Origin of the sequence: Streptomyces sp. NPDC102441, from assembly GCF_044765585.1 — a bacterium.
Taxonomy (GTDB): Bacteria; Actinomycetota; Actinomycetes; order Streptomycetales; family Streptomycetaceae; genus Streptomyces.
In genome coordinates, this window is the sequence record NZ_JBIWKH010000005.1 from 228,076 (window position 1) to 248,505 (window position 20,430).

The following is a 20,430-nucleotide window of genomic DNA, read 5'->3' on the forward strand; positions in this document are numbered from 1 at the left end:
GGACCGGTGGCCTTCCGTCGTACCGCCCCACAGACTTGACGACATGTCGACAGTCAAGCGCAGTGCGGGGCTCCTGCTCTTCCGCATCGTCACCGGCGAGGACGGCCGGACGGACGCCGAGGTGCTCATCGGCCATATGGGCGGACCGTTCTGGGCCCGTCGTGAGACTGCGGCCTGGTCCATCCCCAAGGGTGAGTGCGAGCCCGCCGAGGAGCCCGCTGCCGCGGCGCGCCGGGAGTTCGAGGAGGAGCTCGGGCTGCCTCTCCCGGACGGGGCCTGGCTGCCGCTGGGCGAGTCACGCCAGTCAGGTGGCAAGACCGTGACCGTATGGGCCGTGGAGGCCGGGCTGGACCCTGAGGAGGCGACCCCGGGCACGTTCACCATGGAGTGGCCGAGGGGGTCCGGTGTGCTGCGGGAGTTCCCGGAGATGGACCGGTTCGCCTGGTGCACGTCGGACGACGCCCTCGAACGACTGGTGGCCGGTCAGCGCGTCTTCGTCGAGCGGTTGCGTGCCTACGTCCGAGAGAGTGGGCCCGCAGGGGCGTGACGTAGAAGGGGCTTCTGTCAGCGTTTCCCCGGCTGCCGGAGGCGGACGGCCCGGATACTTTACGCGGCCTGCTCGCCCGCGGCAGGGTTACCTTCCAGCGCACCAAGACCGGAAGAGTTCCCCCGGCCGCGGAGACGAAGCCGGGCCGGATCGAGGAGATCCTTCACCGCTCACTGGACCGGGGGGTCGCCTGCGACGAGTTCGGCCCGCTCGGAGCCGGGCTGGTGCTACGTGGCTGGACGGGGCCGCCTGGATCAATGCCCAGGCGGCCGCGCCCGTCACCCCTTGGAGGCAGCCTTCCGGATCAGCGGCTCGAACTCCCGCCGCACATAGGCGTCGAACGGCGCCGTCAAGGCGCCGTCGATCACCCGCCGCACCCGGTGTTCCGCCGCGAACTCCTTGATCGCTGCGCGGGAGGCCGGCTCCACACCCCCGCCGATGATCAGCACCCCGAACTCCTCGGCCTCCAACAGCTTCCGGGCCTCCTCGTCGGTGCTCACTCCCTCCGCTTCAAAGCCGTCAGCGCGCAGCGTGGCCAGCACCTCCGTCACCCTGGCGGGCGCCCTTCCCAGCACCAGCGTCCTCATGGCCGTTCCCCCTGGGCTCGTCGACATCTGTGCACCCGAACCTAGAAGCTCAACCCGACTTGAGGTCAACCCCCTGTCGACCGGCGGCGCGCAGATGAGCGATGCCCGCGTCGAGGGCGGCCTCCAGGTGGGTGGTGGCACCCGTGATCATGAGGATCAGCACGCCGCCCTGGATGCCGGCGAGCAGCGCCGCCGCCTCCCGCTCGGCGTCCAGGCCGGGGGCGGTCCCGCCTTCGGCCTGCAGATGGCGGATACCCGCGGCGAGCTGCCGCTGCCACCGGTCGAGCAGTTCACCGGCCACGGCCTCGGTGCCCTCCGTGGCCCCGCCGAGCTGGGCGAGAGCGGTGTGCAGGGGGCAGTCGCTGCCCTGGATGCGATAGCGCGCGAGGACCTTCTCGCGCCACCGGTACCAGGCGTCCCAGGACGTGAGGGAGCCGAGCTCCGGCTGCTGGTCCTCGATCACCCGGTCCGCTTCGTGCCGGGCCACGGCCAGGAGCAGGTCGTCCTTTCCCCCGGGGAAGTAGTGGAAGAGCTGGCTCTTGCTGGTCGCGGTGCGGGCCATCACGTCCTCCAGCCTCACCGCGAACACCCCCTGTTCGCGGATCTGCTCGGCGGTGCCCTCGACGATGCGCTGCCTGGTCGCGGCGCCTTTGCGGGTCAACGGCACGGGTCCTCCCGGTGCGAGGTCGTCGGTGACCCGTTCACGGGTCCGTGCGGTGGGTGGGGCGGTCAGGGCAGCAGCAGCAGTTTGCCCGTGGTGCGGCGCGATTCGAGGTCGGCGTGGGCGCGGGCCGCGTCGGCGAGCGGGTAGCGGCCGGTGACCAGCGGGGTGAGCCGCCCGTCCATGAGCAGGTCGAACACCTCGCCGGTACGTCGCACCAGAGCGTCACGAGTGGCGACGTGGTGATGTACGACGGGGTAGGTCAGCAGGATGCTGTTGGGCAGATCTGTGGGCCTCAGGGTCGGGACACCCATGAAGGGGCCGTAGTAGGCGTGCACGCCATGCGGGCGCAGGGCGAACTGGGAGGAGCGAAAGGTGTCCGCACCGCCGCCGTCGTAGACGACGTCGGCACCGCGGCCGCCGGTCAGCTCCCGGATCCGCTTCTCGAAGCCTCCGCCGGTGTGGACCAGGACGTGGTCGGCGCCTGCCTCCTTCGCGACGGGAGCCTTGTCCTCGCGGGAGACGAGCCCGATGACGCTCCCTCCGCGCGCCTTGATCATCTGGGTGAGCAGCCGGCCGACCCCGCCCGCCGCCGCGTGCACCACGGCCGTGTCGCCCGGACCGATCGGATAGGCCTCGGTGCTCAGGTGGCCGGCGGTCAGGCCCTGCATCATCACGGCGGCGGCGGTCTCGTCGTCGATGCCGTCGGGCACCTTGACCAGTGAGGATGCCGGGACTGCGACCAACTCGGCGTAGCTGCCCGGGTAGTAGAACCAGGCCACCCGGTCACCGACGGTGAAGCCGCGCACGCCCTCGCCAAGAGCAGCAACGTGCCCCATCCCCTCGACGCCGAGGACCGCCGGGGCCGCCCAGCCCGGGCCACCCTCGGCGCGGGCGCCGACATCCATGTAGTTCACGCCGGCGGCGCCCAGCCGCACCAGTACGTCGCCGGGCCCGGGGACCGGGTCGGGCAGTTCGGTCCAGCGCATGACCTCGGGGCCGCCGTGCTCCTCGATGCGGATCGCGTGCATGGGTGACACCTTCCTGTGTGGGCTCGTCGCCCTGGGGGAAACACTCAGCACGCTAGGCAGCCGAAAATGGACCGGCAAGTCCAAACCGCACGGCAGGCGGTCGCCCTGCCCCGCCCGGCCCACCGAGCCCGCACCGTCGCAGCAGCGCCGCCCCTCTCACCGCTCGCCCGGGGGAACGCTCATCGCCAGGAGCGCGGTGTCGTCGTCGAGTCCCTCGCCGAACGAGTCCAGGAGTGCGGTGAGCGCCTCGACGGTACCGGGTGCCGAGGTGGGTGCGAGGGCCCGGGCGAAGTCCAGGAGCGCTTCGTCGCCGTAGCGTTCACCTGGGTTCGGGGTACGAGCCTCGGTCAGGCCGTCGGTGTAGAGCAGCAGGGTGTCACCGGGACACAGGTGCAGGGTGGCGGTGGTGAACTGCGCGTCCGGTACGACTCCGACCAGTTGGCCGCCTGGGGTGGGCAGGTAGTCGGCGCTGCCGTCGGCACGCAGCACCACGGCAGGAGGGTGGCCACCGCCGGCCAGGACGACATGGAATCCGACGCCGTTCTCCTCTGGTGTGAGCAGGCCGAAGATCACGGTGCAGAAAGGTGGTTCGTCCTCCTCGGCCTGGTGGTTGAGCGCGGTGTTCAGGTTGGCCAGGACCGTGGCCGGTACGGGATCGGAGACAGCTGCGGCTCGCAAGGTGTACCGCGCCAACGACGTCACCACGGCCGCGTCCGCGCCCTTGCCGCGCACGTCCCCCATGAAGAACCCCCAGCGTCCGGCGGCCAGCGGGAACAGATCGTAGAAGTCCCCGCCCACCTCGTCCGAGGATGCGAAGTGGTAGTGCGCGGCGACTTCCATGCCCGGAACCGGTTCGATGGCCGGCGGGATCAGGGTGCGCTGCAGGGTCGTGGCAAGGCGCTGCAGGCGTTCGCGGTCGTGCTCGGCCTCCTGCCGGGCACGCAGGAGTTCACGCTCGTAGGCACGTCTGTCCCGGGCGTCCAGGAGGGTGGTTCGGATCAGCAAGGGTTCGCCGTCGTCGTCCTTCTTGACGGTGGAGGTGACCAGGACGGGCAGCCGGGTGCCGTCAGCGGCCTTGAGTTCCAGGGCGATGCCGTTGACCTCTCCCTGCATCCGCAGCAGCGGTGAGTAGTGCGTCTCGTGGTACAGCCTGCCTCCGATGGTCAGCAGGTCGGAGAAGTGCCGGTGGCCGACCAGGTCCTCGCGACGGTGGCCCAGCCATCTCAGCAGCGTTCCGTTGACCTTGGCGATCCGCCCGTCCATCAGTGTGGAGAGGTAGCCGCACGGTGCGTTCTCGTACAGGTCCTCCACGCTGTCCTCCAGCAGAGCGGAGAACGACAGCTTTTCCTGGTCGCGGTCCCCCGCCGACCGCGATCCGTCGGTCCCGTCACCGCCCGGGCACACGGTCACGGCCCCTGCACGAAGGCGATGATCGCCTCGGCCGTCTCCTCGGGGTCGCTCAGCTGGGGGCAGTGGCCCGTCGAGTCCAGGGTGACCAGCTCGCTGCCGGGGATCTGTGCGTGGACGAAGGCGCCCACCTCGCGCGGGGCGATCGTGTCGCGCGCGCTCTCGGCGATGAGTGTAGGAACGGTCACCTTGGGGAGATCCGCCCGGTTGTCGGACAGGAAGGTAGCTCTCGCGAAGACCCGGGCGATCTCGGGATCCGTTCGGCAGAAGCTGTTGGTCAGCTCCTCCGCCAGTTCGGGGCGCTCGGGGTTTCCCATGATCACCGGTGCCATGGTCGCGGACCAGCCCAGGTAGTTGCTGTCCAGTGACTCGAGCAGTTCATCCATGTCCTGCTCGTTGAATCCACCCCGGTAGTCGCCGTCGTCGATGTACGACGGCGAGGGGGTGAGGAGGACCAGTTTCTCGAAGAGCCCGGGCTCCTGCACGGCGGCGAGCACCCCGATCATGGAACTGACCGAATGCCCGACGAAGGTCACGGGCCCGAGGCCGAGCTCCTGGCAGATCTCGATCACGTCCTGCGCATAGCCGTCCAGGGTGGAGTACCGCTCGGGGCTCCAGGCCGACGCATCGGAACGCCCCGCCCCCACATGATCGAACAGGACCACCCGGAAGCGCTTCTCCAGTGCGGGCGCGACAAGACGCCAGAGATTCTGATCGCAGCCGAAACCATGGGCGAGCATCACCACCGGGCCGCTCTCCCGGCCTGTCACCCGTACCCGGTTCCTCTTCCGCACGTCCATACGAACATCCTGACACCCCCTGCACCTCACGGCCTGGTCTGCCGGGCGAACGCCGCCCACCAGCGCTGATCACGATTCCCGGTGGGCGGGCAGACGGTGTCCGTCGACTTTCTGCGCACCTACGTACGCGAGGGGGCCGCCCCCTGGGAGGCGTGGATTCCTGGATCCGTCACCGCGCGGCCCGACCGGAGTTCGAGCCGTTCACCGGTGAAGCGGCCGCGGAAACTCCGGTCGTGCGAGACGGCCACGACGGCTCCCGTGTAACGGTCGAGCGCGGCCTCGAGCTCCTCGACCAGGCCGAGCGCGATGTGGTTCGTCGGCTCGTCCAGGACCAGCAGATCCGCCGGACGGGTCACCAGCCGTGCCAGGGCGAGCCTGCGCTGCTGCCCGATGGAGAGGACGGCCACGGGCACGGTGAGGTCCTCCGGGCGGAACAGTCCGAGGGCCAGCAGTTCGTCCGCGTACTCGTCGGGGAGTCCCGGCCGGCCTGCGGCGAAGGTGGCGAGCAGGGTGCGGCGGGTGGGCCTGACGGGAAGTTCCTGCGGGAGGTAGCCGATTCTGCCGCGGCGCCGGACCGTGCCCGCGTCGGGTGCGAGGTCGCCTGCCAGGACGCGCAGGAGCGTGGTCTTCCCGGCGCCGTTGGGCCCGGTGACCAGGAGCCGCCGGCCCGGCTCGACACGCAGGAAGGGCAGGTCCAGCCGCTCGCCGACCCGGACCGAGTCCAGCTCGGCCAGGGGCCCGGGGCCGCTGTCGCCGCCCGTCGGGCAGTCATCCGTACGGGCGAGGGAGAGGTCGGCGGTGAACCGCAGGGGCCGGGGAGGCGCCGGGACGGGTGAGCGGCGCAGCGCTTCCAGCCTGGTCCTGGCGGCTCTGACCTGGCCCGACAGCTTGGCCTCGTGCGACCTGCGGTGCTTGCCGAAGCCCTGTCCGGGGTCCTTGCCGGTCCCCGCGAGGCGCTGGCCGGCCGCGTTCACCAGGTCTTCGGTGCGGGCCAGTTCGGCCAGCCACTCGTGGCGTTCCTGGGCCCACCGGCGGCGCGCGGCCGCCTTCGCCGTGCGGTATCCGTCCCATCCGTCGCCGTACCGGGAGACGCTCCGCAGGTCACGGTCGACCTCCAGGATCACGGTGGTGATCCGCTCCAGGAACGCACGGTCGTGGGTCACGGCGACCACGGTGCCCCGGTGGGCGCGGAGGTGCTCCTCCAGCCAGGCTACGGCGGCCGCGTCGAGATGGTTGGTGGGCTCGTCGAGGAGCAGCAGTTCCGGCGCCGCGGCCAGCACGCAGGCCAGGGCCAGCCGGGACTGCTCACCGCCGGACAGCGTGGCGAGCACGCGGTCCCGGGTGAGGTGGCCGAGCCCGAGGCCGTGCAGTGCGGCGTCGGTCCTGGCGTCCGCCTGGTATCCGCCGCGCTCCTCGTACGCAGCCAGCAGGTCCCCGTACGCGGCGAGCCGCGCGTCGGTCGGGTTCCCGTCGGACATCCCTTCCTCCGCCGAGCGGATCAGCCGCTCCAGGGCGCGGAGTCCGGCGAGGGCCGCGTCGACGGCGTCCTGGACCGTGCTGCGGGGGTCGAGAGTGAGCATCTGGGCGAGATAGCCGGTGCCGCCCGGGAAGCTGACGATGATCTCGCCGCTGTCCGGGGTCTCGGCGCCGGCCATCAGACGGAGCAGGGTGGACTTCCCTGAGCCGTTCTCGCCGATGACGCCGGTCTTCTCCCCGGGGCGGACGGTGAGGGACACCTGGTCGAGGACGGACCGGTCACCGTACGCCTTGGAGACGTCGTTCATGGCCAGTTGGGCGCGGGGGTGCTGAAGAGACATGGGTGCTTTCCCTGAAGTGACAGGCCTCGGCGGCGCGCACATCGACGTCAGGGACGGAAGCGCGCTGCGGGACCGGGGTACCGGACAGCGGGGAGGACTGCGGCCCACGGCGTGACCGGGTGGGTCACGCGGCGACGGTCAGCGTCGCGCGGCGGCGTCCTGGCCGGGAATCAGAGAAAGAAGTAGTACGAACCCATGGCACCCATTGTAACCACGCCGCGGTCGGTCCCGGTGGACCGTGAGGTGGCCCGGCGGGGCCGCCCGCCCCGGGTGGTGCCCGCGGCCCCTGAGTCACCCCGTCGACTCGTCCGGGGTCGGGTGTTCCGGGTGGACGCCGGCGTTGCGGGCAGCGTCGCGGCCCGAACCGGCCTCATCGGGGTCGGGATTGCCGGGGTCGGACTCGGCGTCCGGTTCCGCTTCGGAGGGTTCACCGCCCGGCGGGAGAATCACGTCGAGGGCGTCCTCACCGTCCTGGGCCTGCTGGTCGGGCAGATCGGCGGGTATCGGCGGCGGACTGCCCTCCGCCCCGGTGTAGGCGGTTCCCTGGGGCCTGCGGTCGGTCATGTCGTTGCTCCCGTCGGTGCGCGCCCGTTCCGGTGCGGGGCGGGCGCGCACTTCGCGTACCCCCTGTGCCCCGGACGACGCATGCCGCCGGTCCGGAGCCCCCTGCCGCTCAGCCCCGGCTGATCACGAAGTGGTCGACGCGCTCCCCCGACTCGGCGAGCGCCGTGACCTTCATCCGGGGGTGCGGGCCGGTCTCCACCTCCACCGCGAGGAACGAGAAGCCGGTGTAGCGCACCCGGGACCACTCCACGGTCTCGGCCGCCTTTCCGCCGCCCTTGACCACGTGGTACGTGTTGACGCTCTCGAGGTCCGAGACGTTGCCCTCGTAGCTGTCCGGTGCCGGGAAGTCGTACAGCGCCTTGCCCGCACCGCCCGCCGTGACGTACACGATGCCGTCCCGTGCCGGGTCGGTGCGCTCCCCGATCGGGACCGTGCGCCGGACCGTGTTCCTGAGGATCGCGTCGGTGCGCTCGTACACGTGGTTGTGGCCGTTGATGACCAGGTCCACCTGGTGCTTCTCGAAGAGCGGCACCCAGGCGTCGCGCACCCCGCCGTCCGAGGCGTGCGCGTTGGTCGTGGAGAACGCGCAGTGGTGGAAGAACACCACGACGAAGTCGATGTCCTCCCGGGCCCGCAGCTCTCCCAGTCGCCGATCCAGCCAGCGCGTCTGCCTGCCGTCGCTGATGCCGAAGTTGGCCGGTATCTCGTACGAGACGTCGTTGGCGTCGAGCGCGATCACGCCCACGCTTCCGTGGGTGAAGGAGTAGGCGCCCGGCTGGCCGACCGGGTCCGGGCCGTTGTCCGGCAGCGACCAGCGGGCGTTCTGGCCGCCGTAGCCGTCGGGCGAGTACCAGGCCTCCATGTCGTGGTTACCGGTCGTCACCATCCATGGCACGGTCTTGGAGACCGTCTCGGTCTGGGCCAGGAACTGGTCCCAGGTGCGGGCGTCGTAGGAGTCGGTGGTCTGCCCGGAGCCGGAGGGGTCGGCGTAGCAGATGTCGCCCGCGTGCAGGTGGAAGGCCGGGTTCTGGCCCAGGATCAGCTGGTCGTTCCCGAGCGCGTGGTAACTGACGCCCTGGTCGCCGAAGGCCGTGAAGGTGAAGGGTTCGGCGCGGGCCGGCGCGGTGGTGAGGGTCCCGAGCGTGCCGAGGTTGCGTGTGTCGGCGGGGTCGAAACCGTCGTGGCCCACGCCGTAGTAGTACGTGGTGCCGGGCTTCAGCCGCTCCAGGGCCGCGTGCACGTAGAACTGCTCGGCGGCCGCGATCTTGCCGTCGTTGAGCAGAGGCGTCGTCAGGTGCCGCACCTCCGCGTCGATCCTGCGGCTGAGCGCCCACGGCTCGAGCCCGATCCGGATGTAGGGACGCTTCACGGCGAAGGGGACCTGCCAGGAGACCGTCATCTGCGTCTTCGCGTCGGCCCCGTAGGCGAGGTGCCGGCCGAAGGGGGCGACCAGTGAGCCGTCCACCTGCGTCGGGCCGGTGCGCGAGGTGACCGCGGCCGGCGTGGCGGCGTACGCGGACGGGGAGGCGAGGCCCGTGGCCAGGCCGGTGCCCGCGACGGCCGCTGTCGCGGCGCTCGTCCGGAGCACACCGCGCCGGGTGAGCCGGGCGCGCAGGTACGCGTGCTGCTCGGCCATGCTCATGCGGTCGGCAAGCTTTTCGGGGATTCCGAAACGGGGAATGTCCATGGCCGAAACATCCACGGATCGCCTGACGGCATTCCATCGGATGAGTGAACGCTGCACGTACAGGATCCCATGAGTCCCTATGGTGGACATGACGTTCCGTCAGGTGGGGCGAGCGGTGGGTCGCTCAGTCCGGTGGCGGCCTGTTGCCGCATCAGTCCTGCGCGAAGAGCGGCCCTTCGGGATCGCGAGGTCACGGGCGGGCGGCAGCATCGCCCTGACGCTGCCGCCATGCCATTGCCCCCACCACTTTGGAGTGACTTTTCGTCACGCCACGTGCACTCAGAGTTAAGGTGTACCTGCCGGTGAGCGACGCGCAATGGGAGTCATGGCTCCAGGCCCAGTCGATCAGCCGGTCGTCCATCGTCATGACTCACCGTAAGGAATGCCAGTGAAGCCCTCCCTGACCAATTCACCTCGAGCCGCCTTCGCGCTGGCGGCGAGCGCACTCGTCGCTGCTGCGACGGTGGCGTCCGCAGGACCGGCCTTCCCCGAATCCGTACGCGGTCCGGAAGTGCGGCAGGCCGGCACCGTCTCCGCCGCCGCACAGTGCGGATTCTTCCGGTACAACGTCCGCGAGTCCCAGTTCGCCGCGTACGGCCACTGCGGTGAGACGACAGTGCTGATCCATGTCGACGTCAGAGGGGGCGGCAGCGCGAACGACTTCCATCTCTGTGTCGGCCCCGGCCCCACGCAGCTGCCGGGTGCCGGCCCGAACTACCTCAACGCGTATTACATCGGCGGTGCCGGATGCCGGAAAGGTGATCGGACCGGACACACACCCCACTGAGCCGGTTCGTGACTCGGCTCCGCGACCGGCCGGGGCTGTGCCACCTCCGGGAGGTCAGCCCGGACTCACGGGCAGCTCGCCGAATCCGTGAGCGATGAACGACTCCACCCCGTCCGGGAAGATGCGCGGGAGCGCTCCCGTGAGAGTTCCGGAGGCCGTATGCGTCAAGACCTGGTGCGGATGTCACTTCGTGGAGCCGGCCCTCGTGACGCCCCCGAGGGGCACCGCCGTGCTCCCCCCGTCCAGCGGCCGGCTCAGGACCAGCACGGCGACATCGTCGCGGCGTACTCCGCCGGAGAAGCTCTCCAGGTCGGACTGGAGAGCCTTCAGGACCTGCTCCGGCTCGCGTCCCACCCATCGGCCCAGCCGCTCGTCGAGAGGGTAGAAGGCGCCCGTCCCGTCGCGCGCCTCCGTCACCCCGTCGGTGAAGACCAGCAGCGCGGCGCCCGGCGGAAAGCCGATCCACTCGGCGGCGCGCGCCTCGTCGCTGAGATCCGCCATGCCCAGCGGTACGGATGTCCGGTGCAGGGTGACCGCCGACGCCGCCCCGTCGCACAGCAGCCGTGGCGGCAGATGGCCGCAGTTGACGGCCCGTACCCGCTCGCTGTCGTCGAAACCGAGCAGCAGGGCGGTGACGAAGCGTTCGTCCTCACCGGTCTCGGCGGAGAAGGCGTTGTGCCGGACGACCGCGTCCTCTACGGCATCGGCGACGGCGGTGAGCTCGCGCTCCCGCACGGCCGCTTCCCTGAACGCGCCGAGCGCGGCGAATCCCGCCCCGATCGCGGGCAGCCCCTTGCCCTGCACATCGCCGATGATCACTCGGGTCCCATGGGCCGACTGCACGACCTCGTAGATGTCGCCGCCGACGAACCGGTCCTCCTCGATCGGCTCGTAGAGACCGTGGGCACGGACCTGCCGTGTGACGACGGGGAGCGGGCGCAGGATCTGGCGCTGAAGCGCGACGGCGGCCGAGCGCAGCCGGGCCACCTCTGTGGCGTGCCGGATGCGCGCGGCGCAGGCGACGACACCCAGTGCGCAGGCGAGGCCCGTGAAGCCGAGGAGGAACACCACGTCCCAGAAGGGACCGGTCGACGCGATCCGTGAGCCGACGACGACCAGCATGACCCATACCGCCACCGCGGTGGTCTGGCGGACCGTGCAGAAGACCGAGGCGAGGGCCGGGAGCACGACCATGAGCGGGATGAGAGGGAGGTCACTACCGGTGAGGGCGTCGGGGACGACGACCACGACGGTCAGGAGGAGGAGCCACAGAGCGAGCGCCCAGTTCCCGATCCGGGAGGTACCCGCCTCGGTCTCTCCCGGATCCGCACCGGGCAGCGGCAGGCTGCGCGCCGCCCACAGGCGCCGGAGTCCCAAGACCACGGCACGCCTCCCGCCTGTTCGTCACTGACGCCCCACGGGTTCCAAGCTACCCGCCCCTTGGCCCCGGGTCCTGGCGTCGGCGTGCCGCCCGGCGTCCGCCGGTACGAGCGCCGAGAGGAAGGCGGTCGTACGGCGCAGAGTGAAGCCGAGGGATTCGTAGAGCCGGATGGCAGAGGTGTTCGACGCGGCGGCGTGCAGGAAGGGCGTCTCGCCCCGTTCCCTGACGCCATGGGCGACTGCCCTGACGAGGCGCGTCGCAAGCCCCTGCCCTCGTACGGAGCTGTCGGTGCAGACAGCGCTGATCTCGGTCCAGCCGGGCGGGTGAAGCCGCTCTCCCGCCATCGCGACCAGGACTCCGGCGCGGCGGATACCGAGATAGGTGCCGAGCTCCACCGTGCGCGGCAGGAACGGGCCGGGGCGCGTGCGCTCGACCAGGGCCAGCATGTCCGGCACGTCGGCCGGGCCGAGGAGCACGGCCTCCGGGTCGGGGGCGGCGTCCACGGACTCGTCCACCAGCTGGACGCCCTCGGCCTGGAAGACGATCTCCCAGTCGGCGGGCGGGGGCTCGCGGAACGCGGTGAGAGTGACGGACGCGCCGGGACCCGCGAGCGCGGCGACATCGGCCCAGTCCTGGGGGTCGGGCACGTCCGGCAGAGCGAGCCACGGGGTGACGTCGGGGTGATAGCGCAGGATGCGGCCGTACCGCTCGGCGAAGTGGGCGTGCGGGCCGGTGAGCGAGGCGCGGGCGGGGTTGTCCAGCGGATGGGACGCCTCGGGCTCTGTCCCGGGGCCGGGCACCCTGGGCGTGGACGGGTTCGTGAGCGGCGGTATGGCCTCGGGCATGGACTCTCTCACTCCGGTTGATATCGGCGACAAGGTTGGAAGGCTGATCCGCCCTGCCTCTATTCCCGGATGCCGGGCCGTTCACAAACATGCAATCAACGCGCTCACCTGGGCGTCGTTCCGCCGTCGCACCGTCCCGGAGCCCCACCGGCCGGGGCACACGGAACGCCTGACGGTCATCCGCCCGGTCCGGTGAATCGCGCACCACTGCGCGGGATACGACCCCAACAGGCATCGGCCTGTGGCACTCTGGACGGGACCGCCCCACCGGGCTCCCCCGTACCGGTGGGGCGGTTCTGTGCGCTCCCCGCGTATACCGGGCTCCTCCGTCAGGGCCCGGAAGGCGATCCCGGCCAATACCCGCATGAGTGTGGCTCAAATCTGCCTCTTTCCGCATGAGTTGCGGACCACCGGGCAGGCGCTTACACCTCAGGCCCACAATCTGAGGAGCGTGACGGGATGACCACGCACACCGCGCAGACCTCCGGTGCGGAACGGGCAGGCGCCCCGGACGGGCTTCCCCGGATCGAGGACGCCGGGCAGATCGCCCCCCAGGACGCGCGGAAGCTGTCGAAGCTCTTCTTCGACGGCCTGCAGGATCTCGACGAGGGAACCTCCGAGTACCAGTACGCCCGGAACACCCTCATCGAGATGAACCTGTCCCTCGTACGGTTCGCGGCGGGCCGCTTCCGCAACCGGGGCAGCGGCGACATGGAGGACATCGTCCAGGTCGGCACCATCGGTCTGATCAAGGCCATCGACCGCTTCGACCTCTCACGCGAGGTCGAGTTCACCTCGTTCGCCGTGCCGTACATCGTCGGTGAGATCAAGCGCTTCTTCCGCGACACCACCTGGTCCGTGCATGTACCGCGGCGGCTGCAGGAGTTGCGGGTGGATCTCGCGAAGGCGAAGGAGACGCTCTCCGCCGGCCTCGACCGGGATCCCACGGTGCGGGAGCTCGCCGAGCACCTCGGTCTCGAGGATGAGGAGATCACCGAAGGCCTCGTCGCGGCCAACGGCTACACGGCGGGATCGATCGATCTGCCCGCCGACACGGCGGAGCCGGCGGGCCGTGCGTCGGGCGGGCGCACCATGGTGGACGTGCTGGGCGAGCCCGACCCCGCGATGGAGGCGGTGGAGAATCTCCATACGCTCGCCCCGCTGCTGGGCGGTCTCGACGCGCGTGAGCGCCGGATCATCGACATGCGGTTCGGCCTGGAGATGACACAGGCGCAGATCGGCGAGGAACTGGGCATCTCGCAGATGCATGTCTCCCGGCTGCTCAGCCGCATGCTCGGCAAACTGCGCAGCGGGATGTTCACACAGGACTGACGCGCGACCGCCACCGGACCGGCCCCGTGAGCGAAGGGGCCGGTCCGGTGTGTCTGTTGCGGCGGCATTGCAGCTTCGTGGCCACGTGCTCGACCCGCTTCCGTCCCGGCACGGGCGGCCTCTACGGTCCGTAACCAGTACGCCGATCAGTACGCCGCCGCGTCGCCCTCGTGCCCGCGCGGACATCCCCCGAACGACCGTGCGAGGTATGACATGAGCCAGCCCGTCGACTCCGTCACCGCGGGACACACCCCTGAGGACCATGACCGGCAGGAGACCGCGGCCGCCTGGTCCTTCGAGACGAAGCAGATCCACTCCGGCGCGGTCCCCGACCCGACGACCGGTGCCCGGGCGGTGCCGATCTACCAGACGACGTCCTTCGTCTTCAGGGACACCGAGCACGCGGCCGGCCTCTTCTCGCTGGCTGAGCCCGGCAACATCTACACCCGGATCCACAACCCCACGCAGGACGTCCTGGAACAGCGGATCGCCGCGCTCGAGGGCGGAGTCGCAGCCGTCGCGCTCGCCTCCGGCCAGGCGGCCGAGACCCTCGCGCTGCTGACGCTGGCGGGTGCCGGGGACCACATCGTCTCCTCCGCCTCCCTCTACGGCGGTACGTACAACCTGTTCCGGCACACGCTTCCCCGGTTCGGCATCGAGGTGTCGTTCGTGGAGGACCCCGACGACATCGAGGCGTGGCGTGCGGCGATCCGGCCCGACACCAAGGCCCTGTTCGCGGAGACGCTCGGCAACCCGCGGGGCGACGTCCTCAACGTCCGTAGCGTGGCGGACGTGGCGCACGGCGCGGGGGTCCCGCTGATCGTCGACAACACCGTCCCCACGCCGTATCTCCTGCGGCCGCTGGAGCACGGCGCGGACATCGTGATCCACTCGGCGACGAAGTTCCTCGGGGGGCACGGCACCACCATCGGCGGGGTCGTCGTGGACGGCGGCACCTTCGACTTCGGTGCCCACGCCGAGCGTTTCGCGGACTTCCACACCCCCGACCCCAGCTACCACGGCCTGCGGTACTGGCCGGACCTCGGACACGGTGCCTTCGCCGTGAAGCTGAGGGTCCAGCTGCTCCGCGACCTCGGGCCCGCGCTCTCGCCGCACTCGGCCTTCCTCCTCCTCCAGGGCGTGGAGACGCTGAGCCTGCGTCTGGAGCGGCACACGTCGAACGCCCTGGCGCTCGCCCGCTGGCTGGAGGGCCGCGACGAGGTGTCGGCGGTGCACTACGCCGGCCTCGAGTCGAGCCCCTGGTACGAGACCGGACAGCGCTACCTGCCGCGCGGCGCCGGTGCCGTGCTCGCCTTCGAGCTCCGGGACGGGGCGGACGCCGGCAAGCGGTTCGTGGACGCGGTCGAACTGTTCAGCCATCTCGCCAACATCGGAGACGTGCGGAGCCTGATCATCCATCCGGCGTCCACGACGCACAGCCAGCTGTCCGAGGAGCAGCTCTCCGCCACGGGCGCCACCCCGGGGCTGGTACGGCTCTCCGTGGGCCTGGAGAGCGTGGACGACCTCAAGGCCGATCTGGAGGCAGGCTTCCGCGCCGCGAAGGCCGCGTCCTGAACCGGGCCGTCGCGCCTTCCGCACTCCCCCTCCCGCCGGCTTCCGGAGGCCGGCGGGAAGGGGACCCGCCCGGTGGCCGTTCGTGGGTGGTGCTCGACGGTCCGCTCGGACTCGAGTCCGGTGCCACTCTCCCGGGTGTGCGGCTGGCGTACGAGACCTGGGGCCGGCTCGCACCGGACTGCGCCAACGCGGTGCTGGTCCTGCACGCGCTGACCGGTGACAGCCACGCCGCGGGCCCTGCCGGGCCCGGCCACCCGTCGGCCGGCTGGTGGGATGCGCTGATCGGCCCCGGCCGGGCACTGGACACCGACCGCTGGTTCGTCGTCGCGCCGAACGTCCTGGGCGGCTGCCAGGGCAGCACCGGCCCCTCCTCCCGGCGGCCCGACGGCGCCCGCTGGGGCGGGGACTTCCCCCACCTGACGACCCGTGACCAGGTGGCGGCGGAGGCGCGGCTGGCCGATGCCCTGGGGATCGGCCGGTGGGCCGCGGTGATCGGCGGTTCGATGGGCGGTATGCGGGCGCTCGAATGGGCGGTGAGCCGGCCCGGCCGTACGGGATCGCTGCTTGTGCTCGCCGCTCCCGCCGCGTCCTCGGCCGAACAGATCGCCTGGGGCGGCACGCAGATCGCCGCGATCCGGAACGACCCCGGGTGGCGGGGCGGCGGCTACCACGACGCCCCGCCCGGCTCCGGCCCGCACCTGGGGCTCGGCCTCGCCCGGCGGATCGCCCATGTCACCTATCGCAGCGAGGCTGAGCTGGGAGCACGGTTCGGCCGGCGGGCGCAGCCCGGTGAACTGCCCCCGCGGAGCGGGCGCTACCAGGTGGAGTCGTATCTCGACCATCACGCGGCCAAGCTGGTACGCCGCTTCGACGCGGGCAGCTATGTGGTGCTCACCGAGGCGATGAACGCACACGACGTGGGCCGCGGCCGCGGCGGTGTCGCACGGGCACTGCGCCGGGCCGACATGCCCGCCCTGATCGCGGGCATCGATTCGGACCGGCTGTATCCACCGGCGCAACAGGCGGAGCAGGCGTCGCTGCTGCCCGGCGCCGACCGGCTCCGGATCATCGAATCCCCCTGCGGGCACGACGGATTCCTCATCGAGACCGACCAGGTGGGCGCCCTCGTGAGGGAGTTGCTCCCCCGGGCCGCAGATCCGGCAGGTCCCGATACCCGCTCAGGCCCCGACAACAGACCTCTTCCTCTGGAGTGCCCATGAGCGCCGTACCTTCCGAAGCCGCGTACGACCGGCGGCGGCTCCGCCTGTGGACCCGTGGCGGTGCGAGATCCGCGGGGATCGACCGCCGTGACCTGCTGAAGCTGGTCGCCGCGGCCTCGGTCGCGGCTCCGCTGGTCCCGGCCGCCGGGTCCCCCGCCCACGCGGCGCAGTCACTCGCGGGGGTGGTGAAGCCCCTGCCGCCGGAGCTGTTCACGGTGCGCGGCACCAACGCCGAGACGAACTTCGCGGCGCTGCGGGACACCGGGCTGCTGACTCCCACGGACCGTTTCTTCGTCCGCAACCACACCACGACACCCGTCATCGACGCGGCGGACTGGAAGCTCACGGTCTGGGGCGACGGACTGACCGGCGGTCCGGTGGACTTCTCGTACGAGGCTCTGCGCGCCCTGCCGTCCGTCTCGCACACCGCGTTCGTCGAGTGCGCGGGTAACGGCCGGAGCTTCTTCACCTCGCAGCAGGGCCAGGAGGTCAGCGGGACCGCGTGGACCCTGGGGGCGATCGGGACGGCGCGCTGGCGCGGGGTGCGGCTTGCCGACGTGCTGCGCAGGGCGGGTATCGGCCGGAACGCGGTGGATGTGCTGCCGCGCGGTCTGGACGCGGAAGTCGTCAGCGACGGGACGAATCTGGGCCGGGTCCGCAGGCCCCTGCCGGTGGCGAAGGCCCTGGACGACGTCCTTCTCGCGTACGAGATGAACGGCGAGCCGCTGCCGCCCGACCACGGCGCTCCGGTCCGGCTGATCGTGCCGTCCTGGGTGGGCGTGGCGAACATCAAGTGGGTGGGCGACATCGAGGTGAGCGCGGAGCCGCTGCTGAGCCCGTGGAACACGGGCCTGTACCGGCTCTTCGGCCCCGGGTACCCGCCCGAGGGCAGCGCGCCACTGACGCGTCAGACGCTCAAGAGCGCGTTCGAGCTCGCGCCCGGTGCCTCGTTCGCCGCCCACCGCAGGCATCTGCTCACGGGCCGGTCCTGGTCGGGCGGCGCACCGGTGCGCTCGGTCGAGGTCAGCACGGACGGGGGCGCCCGGTGGCGCCCCGCACGGCTGCGCGACGAGCCCAGGGCCGGGAGCTGGGTCCGCTGGACCGCCGACTGGGTGCCGGCGGCTCCCGGCCCGGGCGTGCTGCTCGCGCGGGCGACGGACCGGGCGGGCCGCGCCCAGCCGGTGACGACCGCACCCAACACGCAGGGCTATCTCTTCGACGCGGTGGTCAGGCATCCGGTGACCGTGGTCTGAACCTACCGCGCGGGCCGGCCCGCGTAGTACGTGGCGATCATGTCCTGGTCGCCGTGTCCGGCCGCCTCCGCGCGGGTGAACCGCTCGGCGGAGGCGGCGACCAGGTCGAGCGTCACTCCGGACTCCTGGGCCGCGTCGAGGATCAGCCGGGAGTCCTTGAGCGCGGTGGAGAGCGCGAAGCTCGGGCTGAGATCACCGGAGAGCACCGCCGCGGCCTTGCCCTGGAGGTACGGCGTGTCCAGCGGTCCGCCCTTCATGGCGTCCAGGAAGAGCTGCGGGTCGAGCCCGAGCCCCTCCGCGAGATTGAGGCATTCCGCAACGCTGTTGACCAAGTTGATCACCCAGGTGTTGGCGACGAGCTTGAGCCTGGTGGCGGCTCCCGGCTCCTCCCCGACCCATACGGTGCGCTGCCCGATCGCCTCCAGGACGGGCAGCGCCGTCGCGCGGGCAGCGGAGGGGCCGGAGACGAACACGGTGAGCGTGCCCTGCTCCGCGGGCTGTTTCGTGCCGGAGACAGGGGCGTCGAGGAAGACCAGCCCCAGTCCGGCGGCCCGGTGGGCCAGGTCGGTCGTGGCGTCGAGGCCGACGGTGGCGCTCTGCAGCCAGACCTGGCCCGGACGCAGGCCGGGCGTGGCGGCGGTGAGGGTTTCGGCCACGGACCGGCCGTCGTTCAGGGCGGTGAGGACGACGTCGGCTCCGCGTACGGCTTCCTCGGGCGTGTCCGTCACGGTGGCGCCGTGAGCGGCCAGCGGTTCGGCCTTGGACCGGGTGCGGTTCCAGACCCGGACGGGGAGCCGGTCCCTGAGCAGGCTGCGTGCCATCCCGGATCCCATGATCCCGGTGCCGAGGACCGCGACGGTCGGCGTGCCGGGGGCGGCGTCGGCAGGGGATGCGGTGGTCATGGGGAGGTTCCCTTCGTCGGTGCGGGCAGTCTCGAGACCGGTGGGTCTCAAGACTGCCGCAGCGCACTCTCCAGGACGGCGCGGTGCACGGCTCTGGCGAGTCGCGCTCCCCAGCGCGAACGCGGTCCGGCGAAGGGTTCGCCGGGCTGTCCACCCGGGTCGGGCGCTGCGACGCACACCGCGTCCGTCGGGGTCCCGGAGCAGTCGAGTCCGGCGTCCACGAGTGCCTGGACCTTCGCCTCGGTGGCGGTGGCCACCGCGTTGACCAGGGCGGCGTCGGAGAGCGCCACGGGGAGGGTGACGACGATGTTGACGGTCCCCGGCTGCGGCGGGCCGTCGCCGCCCTCGGCCGGGGCCGCGGCCCATCCCCGTACGCCCAGGCCGCAGGTGACGGTGGCGGTCGCACCGCCGTCGTCGGCGACGGTGTACGCGGTGACATCGGCGGCGGTCATCAGTCCGGCCCCGGGACCGTCCAGCGCCTCGGCCTCGGCGATCTCCGCGAGGTGCCGGCCGGGGTCGAGGCGGGGGTAGCCGCCGGGTACCTGGGCGTTCAGGATCCAGGCGCGGGGGCCGATCCCGCCGCCGAGCACGGCGCTGCTGCACACGCGCCAGCCGGGCCCGAGCCGCCAGACCAGGTGGTGCAGCCCGGAACCGTCCTCCTGCCGCGTCAGCAGTTCACCGCGCCGCCGGGGCGGACGGATGCCTACGGATGCGATGACGTACCCCCCGCGACAGGCCTGCCGACGGTCGGCAACGGCGCGTCGATCATACGGGCGGGCCGGGTCCGCCCGTCCGGCGCACCCGGGCAGGTGCTGCTCACTCGAATGGCGTAACGCATGCGGCGGGCCGATATCCGCGTGGAACGGGGCCACCGCCCCTCCCCGGTGCCTTGGGCCGCTCAGCGCCCAGGCCGGGAAGTTGCAGCGTCCAACCGGGTGAGGCGCGATGGAATCCGGACGCGCCTCCCCTGCTGGACCCAACCGCAGGACGCGCCCGGGCGAGGAGGAATCGGCCATGGGAGCCGCTGACGGTTTCACGGATTCCGGAGAACTCGACGGTCTGACCGTCTACGACAGCGACGGAGAGAAGGTCGGCACAGTGGGGCGGGTGTACGTCGACGACGACACCGGCAAGCCCGACTGGATCACGGTCAAGACCGGCATGTTCGGCATGAAGGAGAGCTTCGTACCGCTTGCCGGAGCCCGCCGGGTGGCCTCCGACCTGCACGTCACGCATCCGAAGGACCGCGTCAAGGACGCCCCCCGGGTGGATGCGGACGCGCACCTCTCCGTATCGGAGGAGGAAGAGCTCTACCGGCACTACGGGATGACCAAGAAGGCGACCGGCCACGCCGGAGCGGGCGGCGACGCGCGCACGACGTCCGGTACGGGAACGGGAGCCATGGGTGCCGCGGGTGCGGCCGGGGCAGCCGGTGCGGCCGGCACCGCCCGCACGACCTCCGGCGGCCAGGCCAAGGCCACCGGCACCCCCGCCGGCATGGGCACCACCGGTGCCGGCGCGGGCAGGCACCGCGACACGGAGACCTCCTCCACGTCCCGCCCGCTCGCCGGAGCCGGAGCAGAGCGGTCCGCCGCGGGCGCCGACGGCCGTGAGGAGATGGTCCGGTCCGAGGAGCAGCTCCAGGTCGGCACGGAGGAGTACGAGAGCGGAAGGGCACGCCTGCACAAGTACGTCGTGACCGAAAACGTCACGCGCACGGTGCCGGTGTCCCACGAGGAGGTGCGCGTGGTGCGCGAGCCTCTGCAGCCGGGCGAGAAGGTCACAGGCATGAAGGGCACGAACGACCTCGGCGAACAGGACGTCGAAGTCACCCTGCACGCCGAACGAGCCACCGTCCGCAAGGAGGCGATACCTGTGGAACGGGTCCGTCTCGAAACCAGCAAGGTCACCGAACAGAAGGAAGTCTCCGCCGAGCTCCGCAAGGAGAAGATCGACTACGCGGACGGCGAGGACGACAAGGGCAGCGGCAAGGACATGGGCGGCGAGTTCGGCCAGGGACGTCGTCGCTGACCC

The 20,430-nt window shown here is 71.4% G+C and carries 19 protein-coding genes; 7 read left to right on the forward strand and 12 right to left on the reverse strand.

The annotated features are described in order from the left end of the window. The first annotated feature begins 43 nt into the window (after positions 1-43). Complete coding sequence (locus tag ACIREO_RS12510; RefSeq protein WP_404107946.1) at positions 44-547, forward strand: NUDIX domain-containing protein; 504 nt, start codon at positions 44-46, stop codon at positions 545-547. A gap of 278 nt (positions 548-825) precedes the next feature. Here the strand turns inward: ACIREO_RS12510 and ACIREO_RS12515 are convergent, their stop codons facing one another. The 8 genes from ACIREO_RS12515 to ACIREO_RS12550 form a co-directional block, all read right to left on the reverse strand. Continuing rightward, positions 826-1,134: a hypothetical protein gene (locus ACIREO_RS12515; protein ID WP_404107949.1), complete on the reverse strand. Its 309-nt coding sequence runs from the start codon at positions 1,132-1,134 to the stop codon at positions 826-828. A 49-nt stretch (positions 1,135-1,183) separates the two neighbouring features. Then, complete coding sequence (locus ACIREO_RS12520; RefSeq protein ID WP_404107951.1) at positions 1,184-1,801, reverse strand: TetR/AcrR family transcriptional regulator; 618 nt, start codon at positions 1,799-1,801, stop codon at positions 1,184-1,186. A 62-nt stretch (positions 1,802-1,863) separates the two neighbouring features. After that, entirely contained in the window at positions 1,864-2,826 is a 963-nt protein-coding gene (locus tag ACIREO_RS12525; RefSeq protein WP_404107954.1) for a quinone oxidoreductase family protein, read from the reverse strand. Between the two features lie 156 nt (positions 2,827-2,982). Further along, on the reverse strand, positions 2,983-4,236 hold the full coding sequence (locus ACIREO_RS12530; protein WP_404107956.1) for a PP2C family protein-serine/threonine phosphatase: 1,254 nt from the start codon (positions 4,234-4,236) through the stop codon (positions 2,983-2,985). Next, positions 4,233-5,033, reverse strand: a complete 801-nt coding sequence (locus ACIREO_RS12535) for an alpha/beta fold hydrolase (RefSeq protein WP_404107959.1) — start codon at positions 5,031-5,033, stop codon at positions 4,233-4,235. Before ACIREO_RS12535 ends, ACIREO_RS12530 begins: the two co-directional genes overlap by 4 nt. Before the next feature lie 119 nt (positions 5,034-5,152). Next, entirely contained in the window at positions 5,153-6,850 is a 1,698-nt protein-coding gene (gene abc-f, locus ACIREO_RS12540; RefSeq protein ID WP_404107962.1) for a ribosomal protection-like ABC-F family protein, read from the reverse strand. A 291-nt stretch (positions 6,851-7,141) separates the two neighbouring features. Next, positions 7,142-7,414 (reverse strand): hypothetical protein, encoded by a 273-nt coding sequence (locus ACIREO_RS12545; RefSeq protein WP_404107965.1) that lies wholly within the window; start codon positions 7,412-7,414, stop codon positions 7,142-7,144. 109 nt (positions 7,415-7,523) lie between these two features. Next, a complete protein-coding gene (locus ACIREO_RS12550; RefSeq protein WP_404107968.1) occupies positions 7,524-9,101 on the reverse strand; it encodes a purple acid phosphatase family protein in 1,578 nt (525 codons plus the stop codon). Between the two features lie 388 nt (positions 9,102-9,489). On the opposite strand from ACIREO_RS12550, the gene ACIREO_RS12555 reads away from it, so the two are divergent. Beyond that, positions 9,490-9,888 (forward strand): DUF6355 family natural product biosynthesis protein, encoded by a 399-nt coding sequence (locus tag ACIREO_RS12555; RefSeq protein WP_404107971.1) that lies wholly within the window; start codon positions 9,490-9,492, stop codon positions 9,886-9,888. A gap of 183 nt (positions 9,889-10,071) precedes the next feature. Here ACIREO_RS12555 and ACIREO_RS12560 read toward each other — a convergent pair whose 3' ends face one another. Both ACIREO_RS12560 and ACIREO_RS12565 read right to left on the reverse strand, forming a co-directional pair. Beyond that, complete coding sequence (locus tag ACIREO_RS12560; protein ID WP_404107974.1) at positions 10,072-11,271, reverse strand: PP2C family protein-serine/threonine phosphatase; 1,200 nt, start codon at positions 11,269-11,271, stop codon at positions 10,072-10,074. Positions 11,272-11,292: 21 nt separating this feature from the next. Continuing rightward, positions 11,293-12,114: a GNAT family N-acetyltransferase gene (locus ACIREO_RS12565; RefSeq protein ID WP_404107977.1), complete on the reverse strand. Its 822-nt coding sequence runs from the start codon at positions 12,112-12,114 to the stop codon at positions 11,293-11,295. A 459-nt stretch (positions 12,115-12,573) separates the two neighbouring features. On the opposite strand from ACIREO_RS12565, the gene ACIREO_RS12570 reads away from it, so the two are divergent. The 4 genes from ACIREO_RS12570 (at position 12,574) to ACIREO_RS12585 (ending at position 17,494) form a co-directional block, all read left to right on the forward strand. Beyond that, on the forward strand, positions 12,574-13,446 hold the full coding sequence (locus ACIREO_RS12570) for an RNA polymerase sigma factor SigF (protein WP_404107980.1): 873 nt from the start codon (positions 12,574-12,576) through the stop codon (positions 13,444-13,446). A gap of 213 nt (positions 13,447-13,659) precedes the next feature. Continuing rightward, entirely contained in the window at positions 13,660-15,021 is a 1,362-nt protein-coding gene (locus tag ACIREO_RS12575; protein ID WP_404107983.1) for a bifunctional o-acetylhomoserine/o-acetylserine sulfhydrylase, read from the forward strand. After that, entirely contained in the window at positions 15,018-16,241 is a 1,224-nt protein-coding gene (locus ACIREO_RS12580; RefSeq protein WP_404108721.1) for a homoserine O-acetyltransferase, read from the forward strand. Before ACIREO_RS12575 ends, ACIREO_RS12580 begins: the two co-directional genes overlap by 4 nt. Then, complete coding sequence (locus ACIREO_RS12585; RefSeq protein WP_404107985.1) at positions 16,238-17,494, forward strand: sulfite oxidase; 1,257 nt, start codon at positions 16,238-16,240, stop codon at positions 17,492-17,494. Before ACIREO_RS12580 ends, ACIREO_RS12585 begins: the two co-directional genes overlap by 4 nt. 2 nt (positions 17,495-17,496) lie before the next feature. Here ACIREO_RS12585 and ACIREO_RS12590 read toward each other — a convergent pair whose 3' ends face one another. After that, positions 17,497-18,396, reverse strand: coding sequence for an NAD(P)-dependent oxidoreductase (locus ACIREO_RS12590; protein ID WP_404107988.1), 900 nt, complete (start codon positions 18,394-18,396; stop codon positions 17,497-17,499). Positions 18,397-18,443: 47 nt separating this feature from the next. Beyond that, positions 18,444-19,097 (reverse strand): adenosylcobinamide amidohydrolase, encoded by a 654-nt coding sequence (locus ACIREO_RS12595; RefSeq protein ID WP_404108722.1) that lies wholly within the window; start codon positions 19,095-19,097, stop codon positions 18,444-18,446. Between the two features lie 313 nt (positions 19,098-19,410). Between ACIREO_RS12595 and ACIREO_RS12600 the strand changes: the two genes are divergently transcribed. Then, positions 19,411-20,427 (forward strand): PRC and DUF2382 domain-containing protein, encoded by a 1,017-nt coding sequence (locus tag ACIREO_RS12600; protein WP_404107990.1) that lies wholly within the window; start codon positions 19,411-19,413, stop codon positions 20,425-20,427. The last annotated feature ends 3 nt before the right edge of the window (positions 20,428-20,430 follow it).